Genomic DNA, 20,167 nt, shown 5'->3' with positions numbered 1-20,167 from the left:
TTCAGGCCCCTTTACGGTGAATGGCGAAACGGTTGGCGTATCCTTCCGGGTCGGTACCGTTCCAGACGGTGCCGTCCATCAATGTGCTACTGCGCAGGGGGGAAGACGGCGTGGTCATGCCTCCCACCGCCGTGGCGGCATCCTGCCAGACCGCAGTCTGGTTAATGCGCTGCGCAATGCCCGCATAGTCCGGTGCGGATTTGAGCAAGCCCCAGCGGCGGAACTGGGTTAAGAACCACATGCCGTCAGAGAGATACGGGTAGCTCACGGCCCCCTCGTTGAAGAAGCGGATCGGGTGCGCGTCCTGCCAGTGCTGTCCCAGGCCGTTGTCGTACTCGCCGAGCATGCGTCCGGTGAGATACTGCTCTTTGCAGTTGAGCCACGCCCGCCGGGAGAGGATCTGCGCGGTTTCACGCTTGTTTTCCGGGGACGACTCGATCCAGCGCGCGGCCTCCATCACGGCGCTCACCAGCGCCCGGGCGGTGTGCGGATTTTTCTCCACCCAGTCGCGACGCGTGCCGAGGATTTTTTCCGGATGGTCGGCCCAGATGGACTGCGACGTGGCGGCGGTGAAGCCGATGCGGTCGTTGATGGCCCGCGCGTTCCACGGCTCGCCAACGCAAAAGCCCACCATGTTGCCAATGCGCATGTTCATCACCATCTGCGGCGGCGGCACCACCACCGTGCGCACGTCGTCAAAGGGGTTAATGCCCGCGCTGGCCAGCCAGTAGTAGAGCCACATGGCGTGCGTCCCGGTCGGGAAGGTGTGCGCGAAGGTATAAGTGCCGGGCGCCTGCTGCCCGACCAGCGTTTTCAGCCCGTCGAGATCGCGAACGCCCTTCTCTGCCAGATCGCTGGAAAGCGTAATCGCCTGGCCGTTCTGGTTGAGCGTCATCAGGTTCGCCATCTGCTGCGGCTTGCCGGCGATGCCCAGCTCCAGCCCGTAGAGCAGGCCGTAGAGAATGTGCGCGGCGTCCAGTTCGCCCGCCACCAGCTTGTCGCGCACCGCCGCCCAGCTCGCCTCTTTGGTGGGCACGATGGTAATACCGTATTTTTTATCAAACCCTTTCAGCGCCGCGATAACCACCGGGGCACAGTCGGTCAGCGGGATAAACCCGATGCGCACCGTTTCCTGCTCCGGTTTATCCGAGCCTGCCGCCCATGCGGCCTGCATGACACCCGGTAACAGCATTGCACCACTCGCCAGCATGCTGGCCTGCAAAAACCGCCGTCTCGACAAATCCGCCATGACCACTCCTGAAAAAAAAAGCAAAAAAAAGCGCCCACGGTGCCGAAGCACCAGTGGACGCCTTTATCCCGAAGACGGATGCACCGCCGTTGGCGCATCGTCAAAAATGGTTAATCGAATAATGCAAAGGCAATGCCAGGTTTTATCCCGCTGTTTCCGCGGCGCTAGCAGAACGCTCCTCGTCACAACGCACCTCAATCAGGCAGAAAATGCCCACAGATTGTGCAGCTACTCCTTTGGTGTTACCTGCCATAAATTCTTCACCATAAGCAGCGCGCGGGCGATATCCACCATCCTTTGGTTCTTGTCCATCGCCATCTTACGCAGCGCCGTCCAGGCCTGTTCCTCGCTCATATTCTGATGGGTCATCAGGACGCTTTTTGCTTTATCAATGATTTTGCGTTCCTCAAGCGTATCGCGCAGGGACGCCAGCTGGCGCGAGAGCTGTTCTATCTCGCGCGCCTGCTGACGTACCAGGGTGAGCAACGGTTTTTCCGGATAATGTATCAGCGGATCGTCCTGCTCGTCGGCGGGAAGCACGTACTCGTCGTGACCCTCGATACGCTCGTCCACCGCCACCATCAGATCAGCGATGATCGTCTCCTCCAGCGTGCGCAGATGCTCAAGGCGCGCGGTTTGCAAAGCAAACCAGCTCAGTGCGGTAAGGCCATCGTCAGCGGGAGGCTGGCGGGTACAGGCGACTCGCCGGAGCTGCTCCGTTTCGCGATCGGGCTGACAGTGCAGGGAAAAGATGGTCTGCACGTCGGCGTGACTGTGCGAGAGAAAAATCTCAAAGCAGGCCTGCTGCCCGTCAATACGGTCAACCAGCCTCTGGCGCGTTACGTCATCGAAAAAACCCTGCGTGAAGCCGATTGCCCCCAGGGCCCGTTCCTGCCCTACCAGCTCTTTACCCTGCATCAGGCTATAAAGGGCGACAAACCGGCCTGCGATTTGCGGATCGTCAATGCTGTCATTGAGCTGCGGCACGATACTGAGCAGATGGCGAAGCATGCGGGAGTAGTGCTCCATCGCCTGCGGTGCCGTTACCGTTTGCCGGTTAACACCGTCACGCAGTGCGGGAAGCGTATCCAGGTTCAGCAACGCGCCACCAATGCGTTCACAGACGGTACTTCCCGGTAGCGGGGACTGTGCTTCAAGCATGTCATAAAGTGAAGCGAGGTTTTCATCCACCAGCGCCCGGCTGGCTTTGCATTCGGGGGCGTAAAGCTTACCCTTTGAGCAGAGCCAGACGTTGGATGCCCCACGTTCACACTGTAACATGTGCACCAGCTGGCTAATGCCGTGCACAAGTACGCCCAGCTGTGCCAGCCTGCTGAGCTGCTCCCTGCGCATCGTTCGCGCGCGCTCGAGCCATTCGGCAGCGCCTGGCGAAATGCCAGCCATTAATGTCATGCTTACTCTCCAGAACGGCGAAACTCGGGAAAGCTAAGCAATATTCGTGCCTTTATAAGAACAGGAGTCAACATGCAAAAGATTGTGATTGTCGCCAACGGTGCGGCCTACGGCAGCGAATCCCTTTTTAACAGCCTGCGCCTGGCCATTGCGCTGCGTGAAAAAGAGAGTGACCTGGCGTTAAAACTCTTTTTAATGTCGGACGCGGTCACCGCCGGGCTGAAGGGCCAAAAACCGGCAGAGGGCTATAACATTCAGCAGATGCTGGAGATCCTCACCGCGCAAAACGTGCCGGTGAAGCTGTGCAAGACCTGTACCGACGGGCGCGGTATTAGCGGTTTGCCGCTGATTGATGGCGTAGAAATTGGTACGCTGGTTGAGCTGGCCGAGTGGACGCTGTCCGCCGATAAAGTATTAACTTTTTAATAGTAAACCCGTAAAAATATTATTTTCTTATGGACGCGGTTTCAGCATCAAGTTTACCTGCGGGGTTGCCGATAGGCATGGAAACAACACAGCAGGTATTTCACTTATGTTCAGATCGATTCGTGCACGCATCATCGCGACGACGGCAGGCTGTCTGGTCGTCGCCCTTCTTCTTAATACCGTTATTAACTTCCAGGTCACGCGCCAGGATAACCAGCAGTCCCAGCGCGATATTCTGACCAGCACCAGCGCCAGCCATAATATGGCGATTGCCGACTGGGTAAAAAGCAAGATGACGGCGATCGCCTCCGCGCAGACCGTTGCGCTGAGCGACGATCCGGTTCCGGTGTTTAAGCAGCTTGCGCAGGCGGGTGGATTCACCAACGTCTATGTTGGCTATGCCAGCAAAACCGCGAAATTCTCCGATCCGGCGGGTGTTCCGGCGGACTATGACCCGACCATACGCCCGTGGTATCAGCAGGTGGTGAGCACGGACGGTCCGGTTGTAACCGCGCCCTACGTTGACGCGGGGACCGGTAAACTGGTGGTGACCTTCGCCGTGCCGGTAAAAGAAAATGGCGCCCTGAAAGCGGTCGTGGCGGGCGATGTGGCCATGGACAGCGTGGTGGCAAACGTGCGCGGGATCCATCCCACCCCGGCCAGCAGCGGCCTGCTGCTGAACAGCGACGGCAGCGTGATTGCGGCCAACGATCCGGCCCTCACGCTTAAGCCGTTTGCTGAGACCATCAAAGGCGTTGATTTTGCTACGTTAAAAAGCGGTAAGCCGATCGACGGAACGCTGAATGATGCTGAAAAAACCTTCGTGGCGACCGCCGTACCGGGCACCAGCTGGCTGTTAGTCGTCGCGCTCGACAGCGGTGACGCCACCTCCGGCATGCGCTCCCTGCTTAAGGCATCGGGGATTTCGCTGGTGATCCTGGCGCTGCTAAGCGCAGCGATTGTGCACTTCCTGATTGCCCGCCTGCTAAAGCGCCTGTCTGACATTCGCGACGCGATGCACAGCATTGCCAACGGCACTAACGACCTGTCGCAGCGCCTGCCGGATACCGGCGAAGACGAGGTGGCGCAGATTGCGCAGGCCTTTAACGCCTTCAGCGATAAGCTGTCGGTGGTGATGGTGCAGCTCCGCGACGCCAGTGAATCGGTGAAAAACGCCGCGCAGGAGATTGCCGCCGGTAACCAGGATCTCTCCGGACGTACCGAGCAGGCGGCATCCAGCCTGCGCGAGACGGCCAGCGCCGTGGAGCAGATCACCGCCTCGGTGACGCAGTCGAATGAATCGGCGGCAGAGGCGAACGATCAGGCCAGCAAAGCCTCAGCGGCCGCAGCGCGCGGCGGCGAGGTGGTCTCACAGGCCATCAGCACCATGCAGTCCATTGAAGTTGCGTCGGCAAAAATTGGCGATATCACCAGCGTGATTGACGGCATTGCGTTCCAGACCAACATTCTGGCGCTGAACGCCTCCGTCGAGGCGGCGCGTGCGGGTGAACAGGGACGCGGGTTTGCCGTCGTCGCAGGCGAGGTGCGTAACCTGGCGAGCCGCAGCGCCCAGGCAGCGAAGGAGATCAAATCGCTGATTGATTCCACCACCGACAGCGTGGCGACAGGCTCACGCTACGTGCATCTGGCGGGGGAAAGCATGGACGAGATCCGCTCCAGCATCGGCAGCGTCTCCGGCATTATGCGTGAAATCTCCATCGCCACCGGCGAGCAGATGAAAGGCATCCATGAGATCAACCACGCGGTGACCCATCTCGACAGGATGGTCCAGCAGAACGCCGAGCTGGTGGTGGAATCCGCCGCCGCCGCGGGCGCCCTGCAGAGCCAGGCGGGTGACCTTGCTGAAACGGCCGGTCATTTCCGCATATAATTTTATTCCGGCGCGCGTTTAGCGGGTAAAACGCGCGCCAGCGGAAATTCTGAGGGATTTTGTCATTTTTGTTTAATCGTTATGCCATTTTTTGATCAAAATCAGCATCCCGACGCTCCCCCTTTGGTGTTATGCCATGAGTGAATTGTGAACAATATCACGCTCGGACATGGCTGCAGGGAGAGCGTTGTTTAAAACTACGGGGTACAAAATGGCACTGGTAAAAACAAGTTTGAAGCTGTTTGGCGGGGATACGGTCGTGGTGCGTTGCTCAGAGCGCTGCCGTATTCATCTGATGAGTTCGAAAGCGCAGCAACAGTCCCAGGCGGATATTCTCACCGTGCAGGATGACAAGGCCTGGCTTACCGTGCCGTATACCGGCACCTGGGATGTGCTGATCGACAGCCACAGCCCGTCGCTGGAGCATTCCGTCAGTTACGTAGCCGCATAAATGATGCGCCCGGCGAGCCGGGCGTATCGTCATGCAAATCCTGCTCGCAGCGTGCCGTTGAGCGGGTTCCCTTCCAGCAGCGCCCTCACCTTTACCACCAGCTCGTTCAGACAGTCGTCCTTCATGCCGAGGCGGGTTAGCTCCTGGTCGAGCGAGAAAAGATACTGCGCGTTGGTGCCCAGCGGCCCGCTGGCGGCGGCAATGAGCGGGGCGATCACCTGGGTGCGGGTGTCCGCCTCATAGAGCGGATGGCGCGGGTCCATAATAAACACCAGCGCGTTGACGGTGCGTCCGTCGTCCAGCTCCAGCTTGCACCAGCTCGGCATATAGCAGCCGGTGATCATCTCGCGCTTCCAGAGCAGCGTGAGCTCCTCTTCGAGCGTGGCATCGGGCAGACGATACGCCACGCCCGTGGTGCGTCCGCCCTCTTTCAGTGCAAGCATGCGCCCAGGCTGACACGCGCTGCCGCGTCCGGCCGTCAGGCGCAGGCAAAATGCACGATGCCAGCCGGGCAGCGTGCCCGTTGCCGATTCAACAAATTCCAGAGCCGGGTTCCACATCAGGGAGCCGTAGCCAAAAATCCATACCGGGCCATCATCCGGGCGGCAGGCAAGCGTGGCAGCAAGCGACGCCGCACGTTGTTCAGCTGACCAGAGAAGCGATTCCTCAATAGCACCAAATGCCGTCTTACAATCTGCCTTCATTAAGAAATCACGCGTTAACACTTTACACCTCCGCCACTGCATGCTTCCTTGCGACATCTGAAACTCGCCTTCCCGGCCTTCTATGCTGGTCATTTTGCCAGCAGTCAAATAACGATAAGCAATTAGCGGACCCGTTGCAATACAACGGAAGTTCAACCGCCTGAAAAGTCAAAATGAAGGCAGCGAATTATTTCACGGCTATTTCTTTTTGTGCCATTTATCATCGTCTCCCTTCTCATAGTCATGTTTTACTGCGGCCCAGGCGACTTTGTGTGCCGTCTCTTCGCGGCTGGCGTCGTCCCGACGATCTTCTTTGTCTTTGTACTGATCCCAGGCGCTGTTAAACGCCTCTTTGTAGATATCCTGCGCGTGAGCGGGCAGCACGTTTTGCACGTTATCCGGTAATTCGCGTTTCGCTTTATAGGGCATCATTAACCTCTCTTTTGGCTAAAGAGATAAGTGTGGACGACGATACATCATGGCGCCACTCAACGATCGTTAATGACTAAATTAAAAATATAATCCATTGTTATTTAATACCTATTTTATAGAGATTCGGCATTATAAGCCTTAAACAATAAAAACATTGCAGAGGGTAAATTTAGGTAAAAAATAAAGGGTATTTAACAGATTTCTGTTAGTTTAATGTCCTCAAAATCTATCTATAATTACAAGCACCTGCATTGATGGAGAAGCACATGACAGCAACACACGAGGCGGTTAAGACCCGCCACAAGGAGACGTCACTCATTTTCCCGGTTCTGGCACTGGCTGTGCTGCTCTTCTGGGGAAGCAGTCAGTCACTGCCAGTGGTGGTTGGTATCAATATTCTTGCCCTGGTCGGTATTTTAACCAGCGCATTTAGCGTCGTCCGCCATGCGGACGTATTAGCCCATCGTCTGGGCGAGCCGTACGGATCGTTAATTCTCAGCCTCTCCGTTGTGATTCTCGAAGTCAGCCTGATTTCCGCGCTTATGGCGACCGGCGATGCCGCACCGACGCTGATGCGCGATACGCTCTACTCCATCATTATGATTGTGACGGGCGGCCTGGTGGGCTTCTCTCTGCTGCTGGGCGGACGCAAATTTGCGACCCAGTATATGAACCTGTTCGGCATTAAACAGTATCTGATCGCCCTCTTCCCGCTGGCGATTATCGTGCTGGTCTTCCCGATGGCGCTGCCGGGCGCGAATTTTTCTACCGGTCAGGCGCTGCTGGCCGCGCTCATTTCTGCCGCCATGTACGGCGTGTTCCTGCTGATCCAGACCAAAACGCACCAGAGCCTGTTTGTCTATGAGCATGAGGACGACAGCGACGACGATGACCCGCACCACGGCAAGCCGTCGGCCCACAGCAGCGCGTGGCATACGGTTTGGCTGATCGTGCATCTGATTGCGGTTATCGCGGTCACCAAGATGAACGCTAACCCGCTGGAGACGCTGTTAACCGAGCTGAACGCCCCGGTGGCGTTTACCGGCTTCCTGGTGGCGCTGCTGATCCTGTCTCCGGAAGGGCTGGGCGCGCTGAAAGCGGTGCTGAACAATCAGGTGCAGCGTGCGATGAACCTGTTCTTCGGCTCCGTGCTGGCGACGATTTCACTCACCGTTCCGGTGGTGACGCTGATTGCCTTTATGACCGGGAATGAATTGCAGTTTGCGCTGGGCGCGCCGGAGATGATTGTGATGGTCGCCTCGCTGCTGCTGTGCCAGATTTCGTTCTCAACCGGGCGCACTAACGTGCTGAACGGCGCGGCGCATATGGCGCTGTTTATTGCGTATTTGATGACGATCTTTGCGTAGTCTTTTTGCCCAGCGGCGCTTCGCTTGCAGGGCCTACGGGTTTTGTAGGCTGGGTAAGCGCAGCGCCACCCGGCAATATGTTCTAATAAAAAACCCGCCGAAGCGGGTTTTTTATTATTTGCTGGTATCCAGCTCGTCGAAGCTCTTTACCAGATCGTCAATCGCTTTGATCTGCTTCAGGAACGGCTCCAGCTTATCCAGCGGCAGCGCGGACGGGCCGTCGCATTTCGCGTTGGCCGGATCCGGGTGCGCTTCAATGAACAGGCCTGCCAGACCGGTCGCCATACCGGCGCGCGCCAGCTCGGTCACCTGGGCACGACGGCCACCGGACGCGGCGCCGAACGGGTCGCGGCACTGGAGGGCGTGGGTCACGTCGAAAATAACCGGAGACTGGTTAGAGACGTTCTTCATCACGCTGAAGCCCAGCATGTCGACAACCAGGTTGTCGTAGCCGAAGTTTGCGCCACGGTCACACAGGATCACCTTGTCGTTACCGCCTTCGATAAACTTATCGACGATGTTACCCATCTGGCCCGGGCTCACGAACTGTGGTTTTTTCACGTTGATCACGGCACCGGTTTTCGCCATCGCGGCAACCAGGTCGGTCTGGCGAGCCAGGAATGCCGGAAGCTGGATCACGTCGACCACGTCCGCCACCGGCTGCGCCTGCCAGGACTCATGCACGTCGGTGATCACTTTCACGCCAAAGGTCTGCTTCAGCTCCTGGAAAATCTTCATCCCCTCTTCCAGGCCCGGGCCACGGTAAGAGTTGATGGAGGAGCGGTTGGCTTTGTCAAAAGAGGCTTTAAACACGTACGGGATGCCCAGCTTCTGGGTCACGGTCACGTAATGTTCGCAGATACGCATGGCGAGGTCGCGGGATTCCAGCACGTTCATGCCGCCAAACAGCACGAACGGCAGGTCGTTTGCTACCTTGATATCACCAATGCTAACCACTTTTTGTTTCATAGGATCGCCTTATTCAGGTGTGAATCGGAATTAAGTTTAATGCAGTGTAATTTGCTTGTGCGAGATCGCGTTGATCTGTGCACGAATCATTTCGCTAATAGGGTCTTCCGGACACTGCTCGACGAAATAGCTCAGATCGTTCAGCGCCACGTGCTCGCAGTCGAGCTGGGCATAGATCAGCCCGCGGTCGCGAATTTCGTACGGGTCTTCCGGATTAAACTGCAGCAGCACTTCGCTGGCGCGCAGGGCCAGCTCCATCTGACGCTCTTCCATTAACGCGGACTTCAGCGTGTCCAGAAGCTTGCGGATCACTTCGGCGTTATCCGTCTCGTCGAGATCTTCATTAAAGAGCTCGGCTACCGGGCTGATATTGCCTTTCAGCCACACGTCCAGCGTGTGTTCATCCAGCGTGTCGCCGTTGAAGGGATTAATGAGCCACATCTCACCGTCCAGCCACTCCGCCCGCAGGATCATCTGCGTCGGGAAAATGACCGGCACCAGTGGAATATCCAGGCGGTGCGCGACCCACAGCAAAATAGAGCCCAGCGCAACGGCGCTGCCCTGACGATTTTTTAAGACCTGGTCCAGCCATAATGCGTCAGACAGGCGATACACGCCACGCGTGTCGCAGAAACCCCATTCGCCGTAGAAAAGCTCAAGCAGCTTCTCTAATTGCCAGTCCTGCGGGCGCGCCTGATTGATCTCTTCACGCGCCAGGCTGACCAGATTCTCCAGCTCATCGTAGACAAACTGCGACGTGAAATCGTCACGAATCATCTCAGAAATCAGGATCATGCCATCGCAAAGCGGCACTTTATTAAATTCGAAATCGGCTAAGGACTTCATGACTTACCCCAGTAACGCCCGAGCGTACAGCTACGTCCGGGCGCGATAAAACTCAAAACAATGTAGATGATAACGCCAAACCGCCTTTCAGTCAGCCTTACGCCTTTATCAGTAAATGGCAGATAGCCTTGCTTCACGCCCACTGGCCCAGCGTCAGCCGTTCATTTCCGCCGTAGTCGCGGCAGGTTTCAACCGCGCGATAACCCGCTTGCGTAAACAGCGCGCGTACGGCTTCTCCCTGCGTCCAGCCATGTTCAACCAGCAGCCAGCCGCCGGGAAGCAAATGCTTCCGTGACGTTGTCACAATGCGATCGAGATCGGCTAACCCGTTGTTGCCAGCCACCAGCGCCGTCAGCGGTTCGAAGCGAACATCGCCCTGCGCAAGGTGCGGGTCGTGTTCGTCGATATAGGGCGGGTTGCTGACAATCATCCCGAACGTCTGCTTATCCAGCGCGCTAAACCAGCTGCTCTGCAGCACGGTCACGTTAGTCAGGCCGAGACGCTCCACGTTACGCTGCGCCAGCGCCACCGCGTCGGGCATCACATCCACCGCCGTCACCGCGCAGTCGGGCCGCTCGGTGGCGAGGGCCAGTGCGATAGCGCCCGTACCCGTACCGAGATCGAGAATACTGCAGGACGCTGAGGGTAAACGCGCCAGCGCCTGCTCGACCAGACATTCCGTATCCGGGCGCGGGATCAGCGTTGCCGCCGAAACGTACAGCGGCAGTGACCAGAACTCACGTTCGCCGACCAGGTGCGCCACCGGCTCGCCGTTTTTACGGCGGGCAAGCAGCGTAGCGAGCTGCGCTTGCTGCTCAGCGGTCAGCAGCGTCTCACCAAATGCCAGCAGGTAGGTGCGGGCTCTCCCCGTCACATGCTCCAGCAAAATTTCGGCGTCGCGTTTCGGGCTTTCGCTTTCTGAAAGCTCACCGGCCGCCTCACGTAACCAGCGCTGAAAATCCATTATTCCTGCTCGGACAGCGCCGCCAGCTGGTCGGCCTGGTATTCCTGCACGATAGGCTCAATCAGCATATCCAGCTTCCCTTCCATCACCTCGTCCAGACGGTACAGCGTCAGGTTGATGCGGTGGTCGGTCACGCGGCCCTGCGGGAAGTTGTAGGTGCGGTTACGGTCGCTGCGATCGCCGCTGCCCAGCAGGTTACGACGCGTCGACGCTTCCGCCTGCTGGCGTTTCGCCATTTCGGCCGCGTGGATACGCGCGCCCAGTACGGACAAGGCTTTGGCTTTGTTTTTGTGCTGCGAGCGTTCGTCCTGACACTCCACCACAATGCCGGTTGGCAGGTGGGTAATACGGATAGCGGAGTCGGTGGTATTAACGTGCTGGCCGCCCGCCCCGGAGGAGCGGAAGGTGTCGATGCGCAGGTCCGCCGGGTTGATGTCCGGCAGTTCAGCTTCCGGCAGCTCCGGCATCACCGCCACCGTACAGGCGGAGGTGTGAATGCGGCCCTGAGATTCGGTGGCCGGCACGCGCTGCACGCGGTGACCGCCGGATTCAAACTTAAGACGGCCGTATGCGCCGTCGCCGCTGATCTTGGCGATAACCTCTTTGTAGCCACCGTGTTCGCCTTCGTTGGCGCTCATGATCTCCACGCGCCAGCGACGCGACTCGGCGTAGCGGCTGTACATGCGGAACAGATCCCCGGCAAACAGCGCCGCTTCGTCACCGCCGGTCCCGGCGCGGACTTCCACAAACGCGTTACGCTCGTCGTCCGGATCTTTCGGCAGCAGCAGCACCTGAAGCTGTTGCTCCATCTCTTCGGAACGCGCTTTCGCATCCTGCAACTCTTCCTGCGCCATCTCGCGCATTTCGGGGTCGTCGAGCATCATCTGCGCGGTTTCGATATCTTCCTGAACCTGTCGCCAGTCGGTAAAGCATTTAGAAACATCACTTAACTGCGCGTATTCACGCGAGAGCGCGCGAAAACGTTCCTGGTCCGCAATGGTCCCGGCATCCCCGAGCAGCGCCTGGACTTCTTCATGGCGCTCATGCAGAGCTTCCAGTTTAGCGACGATAGAAGGCTTCATAGGCGTAAATGCACCTTGTCTTAGAAAATGGGTATAGGGCGCTATTCCAGCCCGAGGCTGTTGCGCAGAATAGTCAGGCGTTCATCATCCCCGTCACGGGCAGCCTGCTGAAGAGATTTGGTTGGTGCATGGATCAGGCGGTTGGTCAGCTTCCACGCCAGATCCTGCATAATAGCCTGAGCGTCGCCGCCCTGTTCAAGGGCCGCTAACGCTTTGGCAGTCAGGTCATCACGCACCTGCTCCGCCTGCCCGCGGTATTCGCGGATGGTCTCGCTGACGCTTTGCGCGCGCAGCCAGGCCATAAACTCGCTGGTTTCCTGCTCAACGATGGTTTCCGCCTGCACCGCCGCCGCTTTACGCTGGGCAAGGTTGTGCGAAATGATGCTTTGCAGATCGTCCACGCTGTAGAGGTAGGCGTTAGGCAGCTTGCCCACTTCCGGCTCAACGTCGCGCGGAACGGCGATATCCACCAGCAGCATCGGCTGATTACGACGTGACTTCAGCGCGCGCTCCACCATCCCTTTGCCGATAATCGGCAGCGGGCTGGCGGTAGAGCTGATGATAATGTCCGCCTCTTTCAGGCGTTCATCGATGTCGCTCAGGGCCACCACCTCTGCGCCCACTTCATCCGCCAGCACCTGCGCGCGTTCACGGGTGCGGTTAGCGATAATCATCTTTTTCACCTTATGCTCGCGCAGGTGGCGCGCCACAAGTTCGATGGTTTCGCCCGCGCCCACCAGCATCACGGTGACGGTAGACAGGGATTCAAAGATTTGGCGTGCAAGGGTGCAGGCCGCGAAGGCAACGGAAACCGCACTGGCACCAATGTCGGTTTCGGTTCGCACACGCTTCGCCACGGAGAACGATTTCTGGAACATCCGCTCCAGCTCGCTGGCCTTCAGATGCCCTTTTTGCGAATCTGCAAACGCTTTTTTCACCTGCCCCAGAATCTGCGGCTCGCCCAGCACCAGCGAATCCAGGCCGCTGGCGACGCGCATCAGATGGCTGACCGCATCGTTGTCCTGATGCCAGTACAGGCTGTTACGCAGCTCGTCTTCGTTGAGATTGTGATAGTCGCATAGCCAGCGGATCAGCGCTTCATGCAGGTTGTCCTGCTCTTGCACGCTTAAATAGAGCTCGGTACGGTTGCACGTCGAGAGCACCACGCCACCCTGCACCATCGGTTGGGCAAGCAGGCTGTCCAGCGCCAGGTCAAGCGTATCCGGCGAAAACGTAACGCGTTCTCGCAGCGAAACCGGGGCCGTTTTGTGGTTGATGCCGAGTGCTAATAGGGTCATGTTGAGCGGGAGTAGTACCAGCGTTAATAAGGTTAGCAGAACGCATCATACAGGATGCGCGAGATCAATAAAAGAGACAGCCCCCTTTCGGAGTAATAGCTTACGCATTGCTTTGAGATAATTTGAACGTAGACGGTAGCCCCCTTCGACGCTAGCATTAACAGCTATAACTGCAACGTATCTCAAGGATTTGTCCTCATTATGACCCGACTGATTCGCCTGCTGCCCCTGGCGGCACTGGTTCTGACCGCGTGTACCGTCACCCAGCCAAAAGGCCCGGGCAAAAGCCCTGACTCGCCACAATGGCGTCAGCACCAGCAGGACGTCCGTAATCTGAAGCAGTACCAGACGCGCGGCGCCTTCGCCTATCTCTCTGATGAACAAAAGGTTTATGCGCGCTTCTTCTGGCAGCAGACGGGCCAGGACAACTATCGCCTGCTGCTGCTGAACCCGCTGGGCAGCACCGAGCTGGAGCTTATCGCGAAGCCGGGTGAAGCGCAGATCACCGATAACAAAGGCCAGCACTACACCGCGACCGATGCCGAAGAGATGATTGGCAAGCTGACCGGGATGCCTATCCCGCTCAACAGCCTGCGCCAGTGGATCCTCGGCCTGCCGGGTGACGCCACCGACTACACCCTGGACGATCGGTATCGTCTGAGCCAGGTGAACTACACCCAGAACGGCAAAACCTGGAAAGTGGTGTACAGCGACTATGACAGCAAGAGTAAACCGTCGCTGCCATCGAATATGGAGCTGACTCAGGGCAGCCAGCGCATCAAGCTGAAAATGGATAACTGGATCGTTAAATGATGACCCACTGGCCCTCTCCGGCAAAACTGAATCTGTTTTTATACATCACCGGCCAGCGGGCTGACGGTTATCACACCCTGCAGACGCTGTTTCAGTTTATTGACTATGGCGACACGATCGCCATTGAGCTGCGCCAGGACGGACAGATTTGCCTGCTCACGCCGGTAGACGGCGTGGCGCATGAGGACAACCTGATCGTGCGCGCCGCGCGCCTGCTGATGAGCGCCGCGGCACAATCGGGTCGTCTGCCTGCGGGAAGCGGTGCGGACATCCGCATCGAGAAGCGTCTGCCGATGGGCGGCGGTCTCGGCGGTGGATCATCTAACGCCGCCACCGTGCTGGTAGCGCTAAACCACCTCTGGGGCTGCGGGCTGTCGCAGGATGAACTGGCCGCCCTGGGCCTGACGCTGGGCGCGGATGTGCCGGTGTTTGTTCGCGGCCATGCGGCCTTTGCTGAAGGCGTGGGTGAGATCCTCACCCCGGCGGAACCGCCGGAGAAGTGGTATCTGGTTGCCCACCCTGGCGTGAGCATTCCGACCCCGGTCATCTTCAAAGATCCTGACCTGAAAAGGAATACCCCGATTCGGTCAATAAAAACGTTATTAAATTGTGAATTCAGCAACGATTGCGAGGATATCGCAAGAAAACGTTTTCGCGAGGTTGATGCGGTGCTTTCCTGGCTGTTAGAATACGCGCCGTCGCGCCTGACCGGTACAGGGGCCTGTGTCTTTGCTGAATTTGACACCGAATCCGCCGCTCGTCAGGTGCTTGAGCAAGCGCCGGACTGGCTGCATGGTTTTGTAGCGCGCGGGATGAACACCTCCCCCCTACAGCAGGCCATTCTGGCGCAGACTGAGTTTCGGTGACAACGTCACCCTGTTCCAGACGTTGCATCGCGCTCTTTAATACACCGCCTGGATAGCCTTCGCCTGGCCCGCACAGTTTTCGGCGAACGCTATCCACCACTGGACGCATGCCTGAGGTTCTTCTCGTGCCTGATATGAAGCTTTTTGCTGGTAACGCCACCCCGGAACTAGCACAACGTATTGCCAACCGCCTGTACACTTCCCTCGGCGACGCCGCCGTAGGTCGCTTTAGCGACGGCGAAGTCAGCGTACAAATCAACGAAAATGTACGCGGTGGTGATATTTTCATCATCCAGTCCACCTGTGCTCCAACGAATGACAACCTGATGGAACTGGTTGTTATGGTCGACGCCCTGCGTCGCGCTTCCGCAGGCCGTATCACCGCCGTTATCCCTTACTTCGGTTATGCCCGCCAGGACCGTCGCGTCCGTTCCGCGCGTGTGCCAATTACCGCTAAAGTTGTCGCTGACTTCCTGTCCAGCGTCGGCGTTGACCGCGTACTGACCGTTGACCTGCACGCAGAGCAGATCCAGGGCTTCTTCGACGTCCCGGTTGATAACGTATTCGGCAGCCCAATCCTGCTGGAAGACATGCTGCAGCTGAACCTGGACAACCCAATCGTGGTTTCTCCGGACATCGGCGGCGTGGTACGTGCTCGTGCTATCGCCAAGCTGCTGAACGATACCGACATGGCGATCATCGACAAACGTCGTCCGCGCGCTAACGTTTCTCAGGTGATGCACATCATCGGTGACGTTGCTGGCCGCGACTGCGTGCTGGTTGACGACATGATCGATACCGGCGGTACGCTGTGTAAAGCCGCTGAAGCGCTGAAAGAGCGTGGTGCCAAGCGCGTATTCGCTTACGCAACTCACCCGATCTTCTCCGGTAACGCGGTAAACAACCTGCGCAACTCGGTCATTGACGAAGTGGTGGTTTGCGATACCATCCCTCTGAGCGACGAGATCAAAGCACTGCCAAACGTGCGTACGTTGACCCTGTCCGGGATGCTGGCCGAAGCGATTCGTCGTATCAGCAACGAAGAATCCATCTCAGCAATGTTCGAACACTGATCGAACACGGCCGAAAAACCCGCTGCGGCGGGTTTTTTTGTTTCCGCCATTCATTGATGCTCTAAATAATTCGTGTTGCAGCAAGGCGGCAAGCGAATGAATCCCAGGAGCTTACTCAAGTAAGTGACTGGGATGAATGAGCGCAGCCAACACAGCTGCAGCGCGAAGTATGACGAGCAATGATTAATGCCTCCTTCACCTGCCATTTATATGACAGATGATGCGCACACGGATGATAGATAATTGTGAAAAACGTAACCTCCTCACATGTTCTGCCCTTTCGCGCCCTCATCGACGCCTGCTGGAAAGAGAAATACACGTCGTCACGCTTTGTTCGTGACCTGATAGCCGGGATCACCGTCGGGATTATTGCCATCCCGCTGGCGATGGCGCTGGCGATTGGCAGCGGCGTCGCGCCGCAGTACGGGCTGTACACCTCGGCCGTTGCGGGGATTGTGATTGCGCTGACGGGCGGGTCTCGCTTCAGCGTCTCCGGCCCGACTGCCGCCTTTGTGGTGATCCTCTACCCGGTTTCCCAACAGTTCGGTCTGGCTGGCCTGCTGGTTGCCACCCTGATGTCCGGCATCTTTTTAATTCTGTTTGGTCTGGCCCGCTTTGGTCGCCTGATTGAATATATTCCCCTTTCCGTGACGCTGGGATTCACCTCGGGGATTGGTATCACCATCGGGACGATGCAGATCAAGGATTTCCTCGGCCTGCAGATGGCACATGTTCCGGAGCACTATTTACAGAAAGTGGGCGCGCTGATTATGGCGCTGCCGACTGCGAACCTCGGCGACGCCGCCATCGGGATGGTGACGCTGGGCACGCTGATCGTCTGGCCTCGTCTGGGCATTCGACTGCCGGGCCATCTGCCCGCGCTGCTGCTGGGCTGCGCGGTGATGGCTATCGTGAATATGTTCGGTGGTCATGTCGCGACTATCGGCTCACAGTTCCACTATGTTCTGGCGGACGGGTCACAGGGCAGCGGCATTCCGCAACTGTTGCCGCAGCTGGTTCTGCCGTGGGATATGCCGGGCTCAAGCTTCACCCTAAGCTGGGATTCCCTTCGCGCTCTGCTGCCTGCCGCGTTCTCCATGGCAATGCTGGGAGCAATTGAATCCCTGCTCTGCGCCGTCGTGCTCGACGGCATGACCGGCACTAAGCACAAAGCCAACAGCGAGCTGGTCGGCCAGGGCTTAGGGAACATCGTTGCACCGTTCTTCGGCGGTATTACCGCTACGGCTGCGATTGCCCGTTCCGCCGCGAACGTACGTGCGGGCGCGACATCACCGGTTTCCGCAGTCATTCACTCCCTGCTGGTGATCATGGCGCTGCTGATCCTTGCCCCGCTGCTTTCATGGCTTCCGCTCTCGGCCATGGCTGCGCTGCTGCTGATGGTGGCCTGGAACATGAGCGAGGCGCACAAGGTGGTAAACCTGCTGCGTCGCGCGCCGAAAGACGACATCATCGTGATGCTGATCTGCATGTCGCTGACGGTGCTGTTCGATATGGTTATCGCCATCAGCGTCGGCATAGTGCTGGCCTCGCTGCTGTTTATGCGCCGCATTGCGCAAATGACGCGCCTCTCCCCGGTCAACGTTGAGGTGCCTGACGACGTGCTGGTGCTGCGCGTGATTGGTCCGCTGTTCTTCGCCGCGGCGGAAGGCCTGTTCAGCGATCTGAAGTCCCGGATCGCGGGCAAGCGGGTTGTGGTGCTGAAGTGGGATGCCGTACCGGTGCTGGATGCCGGCGGCCTGGACGCCTTCCAGCGCTTTGTTGCGCGGCTGCCGGAAGGCTGCGAGCTGCGGGTGAGTAACCTCGAATTCCAGCCGCTGCGCACCATGGCGCGGGCGGGCGTACAGCCTATCCCTGGCCGACTCTCCTTCTACCCCAACCGCGAAGCCGCGTTAGCGGATCTGTGAGTCACCTGATGCAGAGAAACGTCTCTGCATCATCACCCCAATCGCCTGCTGGAGCCATGCAAGCACGGCAGGCGTCATCCACGTACCCTTCATCAGATGCGGCTCCTGCTGCATGGCCACGCGAAACTTTTGCTGGGTCTCCGGGTTGGTGCCCGCGTACGACTGGAATAATGCCAGCCAGTTTTCGGCCAGCTTTTGCGCTTCATCAGATGCGGGATCGCTATTTTCCCGCTGCGCCTGGTGTAGTTTCGCCACCAGCGGCGGCCACTCCATCATGCGGTCAAAGTAGTGTGCCCGGGTATAGGCCATCTCGTCGGCCGTGAGATACTTCTCCCATATGCTGAGCTTCGATTCCGCAAACGCGCGCGTGATGTAATCCGTCATCTCCGGCGTAATGCCGGTCTGCGCCTTCATCTGCGGTTCAACGCTGTGCATCTCGTTCAGCCGGGTGAGAAACTCAGGCCTGCCCGCCGTATCCTGCTCCAGGCGTACCATCCAGCGCGTCGCCAGGTCCATCGCCCGCGGTTCCATCACGGGAATGCGATCTTCCAGCAGCGCGTTGGCCTCTGCAACCAGCCCCGACCAGATAGCCGCCAGCGCATCTTTCTGCACCGCAAACGGCAGCTGCTGTAACTCTTCTTTACTAAACCAGCGATCGTACATATTCATTAACTCCAGAGTCTGTAGCCAGGATTCCAGATCCGGCGTCGCATCGTCGAGAAGCCCGGCACGCAGCTCCACCAGCCGGTCGCGCAGCGTATGTATGCTGCGCAGCTGTTTATCCAGCAGCGTGATTTGCGCATCGAGTAGCTCGGTTAACGACAGCGACGCCTGTTCCAGGAAATCCCTGATTTCAGCAAGTTCCAGCCCCGCTTTTGCCAGCGCCTGAATCATATGCAAACGCTGGACATCCGCCAGGTTGTAAAGACGGTAACCTGCCGCGCTCCTGGCAGAAGGCAGCAACAACCCTGTTTGCTCATAGTGGTGCAATGTCCGCACGGTGATCCCGGCGCGTTTCGCCAGCTCCCCCACCTGAATCAACATAACTGCTCCTTTTTCTTTGCCAGTGGCGCCGCTCTGGAGCCTTACGTTACGTGAGGGTCAACCCTTGATGCAAAAAAAAACGACTTCAGAAGAAGTCGTTTCGGTATTCTTATGGCGCACTAGCTGTGCTTATGCTGGTCGCGGCGACAGCGTTTGTCGTAGTGGCGCACCCACCAGTATTTGTCACACACTTCTTCATGTCCGCTCATGCGCGCCCCGGCGAGCCACAATACCGCACCGAGGAAGATGCTCAATATCGCGCCATGCGCAAAGTATTGCGGGAGGTCAAGCTGCGGCAGCTGGTTTAAAATTGAATAACCCACGCCGGCTACCATCACGAACAGCCCCAACCCCATCAGCACGTTACCGAGTAACGAAGCGTTTTTGCGTTTCATGTGTCACCTCCGGAACTTTGGGTTGTCAGGGGAAAAGCCCCTAATCCTTGTGTGTAAAGTATAGACAACGCCCCTTTTATGAGTTGCGTGAATGATCACAATTACAGATAACGCCCAAACAAAAGTTTACAAATAACACATTGAACAGCTTGAAATTCTAATTGTTCAAATCAGAAATTATTCGTATTTCGCTTCGACGATCGCAGAATTTTGTCAAGCGGCGCGCCAGGCAGTAAACTACGCGCCAGATCTGGAACCCATTAGGAATTACCTCGTGACGATTAAACTGATTGTCGGCCTCGCCAACCCGGGCGCAGAGTACGCGGCCACCCGCCACAATGCCGGGGCATGGTACGTCGATCTGCTGGCCGAACGGTTACGTGCTCCCCTGCGTGAAGAACCTAAATTCTTCGGGTATACCTCACGTATTAATCTTGCAGGCGCGGACGTTCGCCTGCTGGTGCCCACCACCTTTATGAACCTGAGCGGTAAAGCCGTGGCGGCTATGGCAACGTTTTATCGCATCAACCCGGATGAAATTCTGGTGGCCCACGATGAGCTGGATCTCCCGCCCGGCGTGGCAAAATTCAAGCTGGGCGGCGGACACGGCGGCCACAACGGCCTTAAGGACATCATCAGCAAGCTGGGCAATAACCCAAATTTCCACCGTTTGCGCGTCGGAATCGGCCATCCGGGCGATAAAAACAAAGTTGTCGGTTTCGTGCTCGGTAAGCCCCCGGTTTCCGAGCAGAAACTGATTGACGAAGCGGTAGACGAGGCGGCGCGCTGCACTGAAATCTGGCTGCAGGACGGCTTAACCAAAGCGACAAACCGCTTGCACGCTTTCAAAGCGCAATAATCCGCCCGATACGGCTTTTTTACCGCGCGTCATGCGGGTTACGTGTATAATAGGCGTAGTTATTTACTTTTCATCAATCGGTTATCGATAACGGATTGAT

Annotated in this window: 20 protein-coding genes and 1 pseudogene; 9 read left to right on the top strand and 12 right to left on the bottom strand. The window is 57.8% G+C overall.

The window, feature by feature from the left end:
• Position 1: 1 nt before the first annotated feature.
• On the bottom strand, positions 2-1,249 hold the full coding sequence (locus L6R44_RS01295) for a CmpA/NrtA family ABC transporter substrate-binding protein (RefSeq protein WP_237422974.1): 1,248 nt from the start codon (positions 1,247-1,249) through the stop codon (positions 2-4).
• Between the two features lie 228 nt (positions 1,250-1,477).
• The gene (nasR, locus tag L6R44_RS01290) at positions 1,478-2,662 is read right to left on the bottom strand and encodes a nitrate regulatory protein NasR (RefSeq protein ID WP_237422973.1); all 1,185 of its coding nucleotides are present in this window, start codon (positions 2,660-2,662) and stop codon (positions 1,478-1,480) included.
• 72 nt (positions 2,663-2,734) lie between these two features.
• Between nasR and L6R44_RS01285 the strand changes: the two genes are divergently transcribed.
• The 3 genes from L6R44_RS01285 (at position 2,735) to L6R44_RS01275 (ending at position 5,430) form a co-directional block, all read left to right on the top strand.
• Positions 2,735-3,088 (top strand): DsrE/DsrF/TusD sulfur relay family protein, encoded by a 354-nt coding sequence (locus tag L6R44_RS01285; protein WP_032641058.1) that lies wholly within the window; start codon positions 2,735-2,737, stop codon positions 3,086-3,088.
• Between the two features lie 106 nt (positions 3,089-3,194).
• Entirely contained in the window at positions 3,195-4,979 is a 1,785-nt protein-coding gene (locus L6R44_RS01280; protein WP_237422972.1) for a methyl-accepting chemotaxis protein, read from the top strand.
• Positions 4,980-5,190: 211 nt separating this feature from the next.
• Positions 5,191-5,430 (top strand): DUF1883 domain-containing protein, encoded by a 240-nt coding sequence (locus L6R44_RS01275; RefSeq protein WP_032641060.1) that lies wholly within the window; start codon positions 5,191-5,193, stop codon positions 5,428-5,430.
• 29 nt (positions 5,431-5,459) lie between these two features.
• On the opposite strand, the gene L6R44_RS01270 is transcribed toward L6R44_RS01275, so the two are convergent.
• Together L6R44_RS01270 and chaB are read right to left on the bottom strand one after the other, a co-directional pair.
• Positions 5,460-6,155, bottom strand: a complete 696-nt coding sequence (locus L6R44_RS01270; protein ID WP_032641062.1) for a gamma-glutamylcyclotransferase — start codon at positions 6,153-6,155, stop codon at positions 5,460-5,462.
• A 177-nt stretch (positions 6,156-6,332) separates the two neighbouring features.
• Positions 6,333-6,563, bottom strand: coding sequence for a putative cation transport regulator ChaB (gene chaB, locus L6R44_RS01265; RefSeq protein ID WP_032642623.1), 231 nt, complete (start codon positions 6,561-6,563; stop codon positions 6,333-6,335).
• 269 nt (positions 6,564-6,832) lie between these two features.
• On the opposite strand from chaB, the gene chaA reads away from it, so the two are divergent.
• Positions 6,833-7,933, top strand: coding sequence for a sodium-potassium/proton antiporter ChaA (gene chaA, locus L6R44_RS01260; RefSeq protein ID WP_237422971.1), 1,101 nt, complete (start codon positions 6,833-6,835; stop codon positions 7,931-7,933).
• A 114-nt stretch (positions 7,934-8,047) separates the two neighbouring features.
• On the opposite strand, the gene kdsA is transcribed toward chaA, so the two are convergent.
• The 6 genes and pseudogenes from kdsA to hemA form a co-directional block, all read right to left on the bottom strand.
• Entirely contained in the window at positions 8,048-8,902 is an 855-nt protein-coding gene (gene kdsA, locus L6R44_RS01255; protein WP_032641064.1) for a 3-deoxy-8-phosphooctulonate synthase, read from the bottom strand.
• A gap of 36 nt (positions 8,903-8,938) precedes the next feature.
• Positions 8,939-9,748 carry an invasion regulator SirB1 gene (gene sirB1, locus L6R44_RS01250; protein WP_237422970.1) on the bottom strand — a complete coding sequence of 270 codons (810 nt, stop codon included), beginning with the start codon at positions 9,746-9,748 and terminating at the stop codon, positions 8,939-8,941.
• 32 nt (positions 9,749-9,780) lie between these two features.
• A pseudogene (locus L6R44_RS01245) lies at positions 9,781-9,873 on the bottom strand (siroheme synthase); the annotation flags it as partial.
• 8 nt (positions 9,874-9,881) lie between these two features.
• On the bottom strand, positions 9,882-10,712 hold the full coding sequence (prmC, locus tag L6R44_RS01240; protein WP_237422969.1) for a peptide chain release factor N(5)-glutamine methyltransferase: 831 nt from the start codon (positions 10,710-10,712) through the stop codon (positions 9,882-9,884).
• A complete protein-coding gene (prfA, locus tag L6R44_RS01235) occupies positions 10,712-11,794 on the bottom strand; it encodes a peptide chain release factor 1 (protein ID WP_045329440.1) in 1,083 nt (360 codons plus the stop codon). Before prfA ends, prmC begins: the two co-directional genes overlap by 1 nt.
• A 41-nt stretch (positions 11,795-11,835) precedes the next feature.
• Positions 11,836-13,092, bottom strand: a complete 1,257-nt coding sequence (hemA, locus tag L6R44_RS01230) for a glutamyl-tRNA reductase (RefSeq protein WP_237422968.1) — start codon at positions 13,090-13,092, stop codon at positions 11,836-11,838.
• A 201-nt stretch (positions 13,093-13,293) separates the two neighbouring features.
• On the opposite strand from hemA, the gene lolB reads away from it, so the two are divergent.
• From lolB to dauA, 4 genes are all read left to right on the top strand, one after another.
• The gene (lolB, locus tag L6R44_RS01225) at positions 13,294-13,905 is read left to right on the top strand and encodes a lipoprotein insertase outer membrane protein LolB (RefSeq protein WP_032641074.1); all 612 of its coding nucleotides are present in this window, start codon (positions 13,294-13,296) and stop codon (positions 13,903-13,905) included.
• Complete coding sequence (gene ispE / locus L6R44_RS01220; RefSeq protein ID WP_032641077.1) at positions 13,902-14,771, top strand: 4-(cytidine 5'-diphospho)-2-C-methyl-D-erythritol kinase; 870 nt, start codon at positions 13,902-13,904, stop codon at positions 14,769-14,771. The genes lolB and ispE overlap by 4 nt, the downstream gene beginning before the upstream one ends.
• 125 nt (positions 14,772-14,896) lie before the next feature.
• Positions 14,897-15,844: a ribose-phosphate diphosphokinase gene (prs, locus tag L6R44_RS01215; protein ID WP_003856663.1), complete on the top strand. Its 948-nt coding sequence runs from the start codon at positions 14,897-14,899 to the stop codon at positions 15,842-15,844.
• Between the two features lie 245 nt (positions 15,845-16,089).
• The gene (gene dauA / locus L6R44_RS01210) at positions 16,090-17,769 is read left to right on the top strand and encodes a C4-dicarboxylic acid transporter DauA (protein WP_237422967.1); all 1,680 of its coding nucleotides are present in this window, start codon (positions 16,090-16,092) and stop codon (positions 17,767-17,769) included.
• Here dauA and L6R44_RS01205 read toward each other — a convergent pair.
• Positions 17,755-18,813 carry a MerR family transcriptional regulator gene (locus tag L6R44_RS01205; protein WP_237422966.1) on the bottom strand — a complete coding sequence of 353 codons (1,059 nt, stop codon included), beginning with the start codon at positions 18,811-18,813 and terminating at the stop codon, positions 17,755-17,757. The two genes, dauA and L6R44_RS01205, sit on opposite strands and share 15 nt — an antisense overlap.
• Before the next feature lie 119 nt (positions 18,814-18,932).
• Positions 18,933-19,208: a stress-induced protein YchH gene (gene ychH / locus L6R44_RS01200; RefSeq protein WP_023336004.1), complete on the bottom strand. Its 276-nt coding sequence runs from the start codon at positions 19,206-19,208 to the stop codon at positions 18,933-18,935.
• A gap of 274 nt (positions 19,209-19,482) precedes the next feature.
• Between ychH and pth the strand changes: the two genes are divergently transcribed.
• The gene (pth, locus tag L6R44_RS01195; RefSeq protein WP_008499504.1) at positions 19,483-20,067 is read left to right on the top strand and encodes an aminoacyl-tRNA hydrolase; all 585 of its coding nucleotides are present in this window, start codon (positions 19,483-19,485) and stop codon (positions 20,065-20,067) included.
• The last annotated feature ends 100 nt before the right edge of the window (positions 20,068-20,167 follow it).

Origin of the sequence: Enterobacter cloacae complex sp. ECC445 (assembly GCF_021892025.1) — a bacterium.
Lineage (GTDB): Bacteria > Pseudomonadota > Gammaproteobacteria > Enterobacterales > Enterobacteriaceae > Enterobacter > Enterobacter chengduensis.
This window is presented reverse-complemented; position numbering and strand designations above follow the sequence as displayed.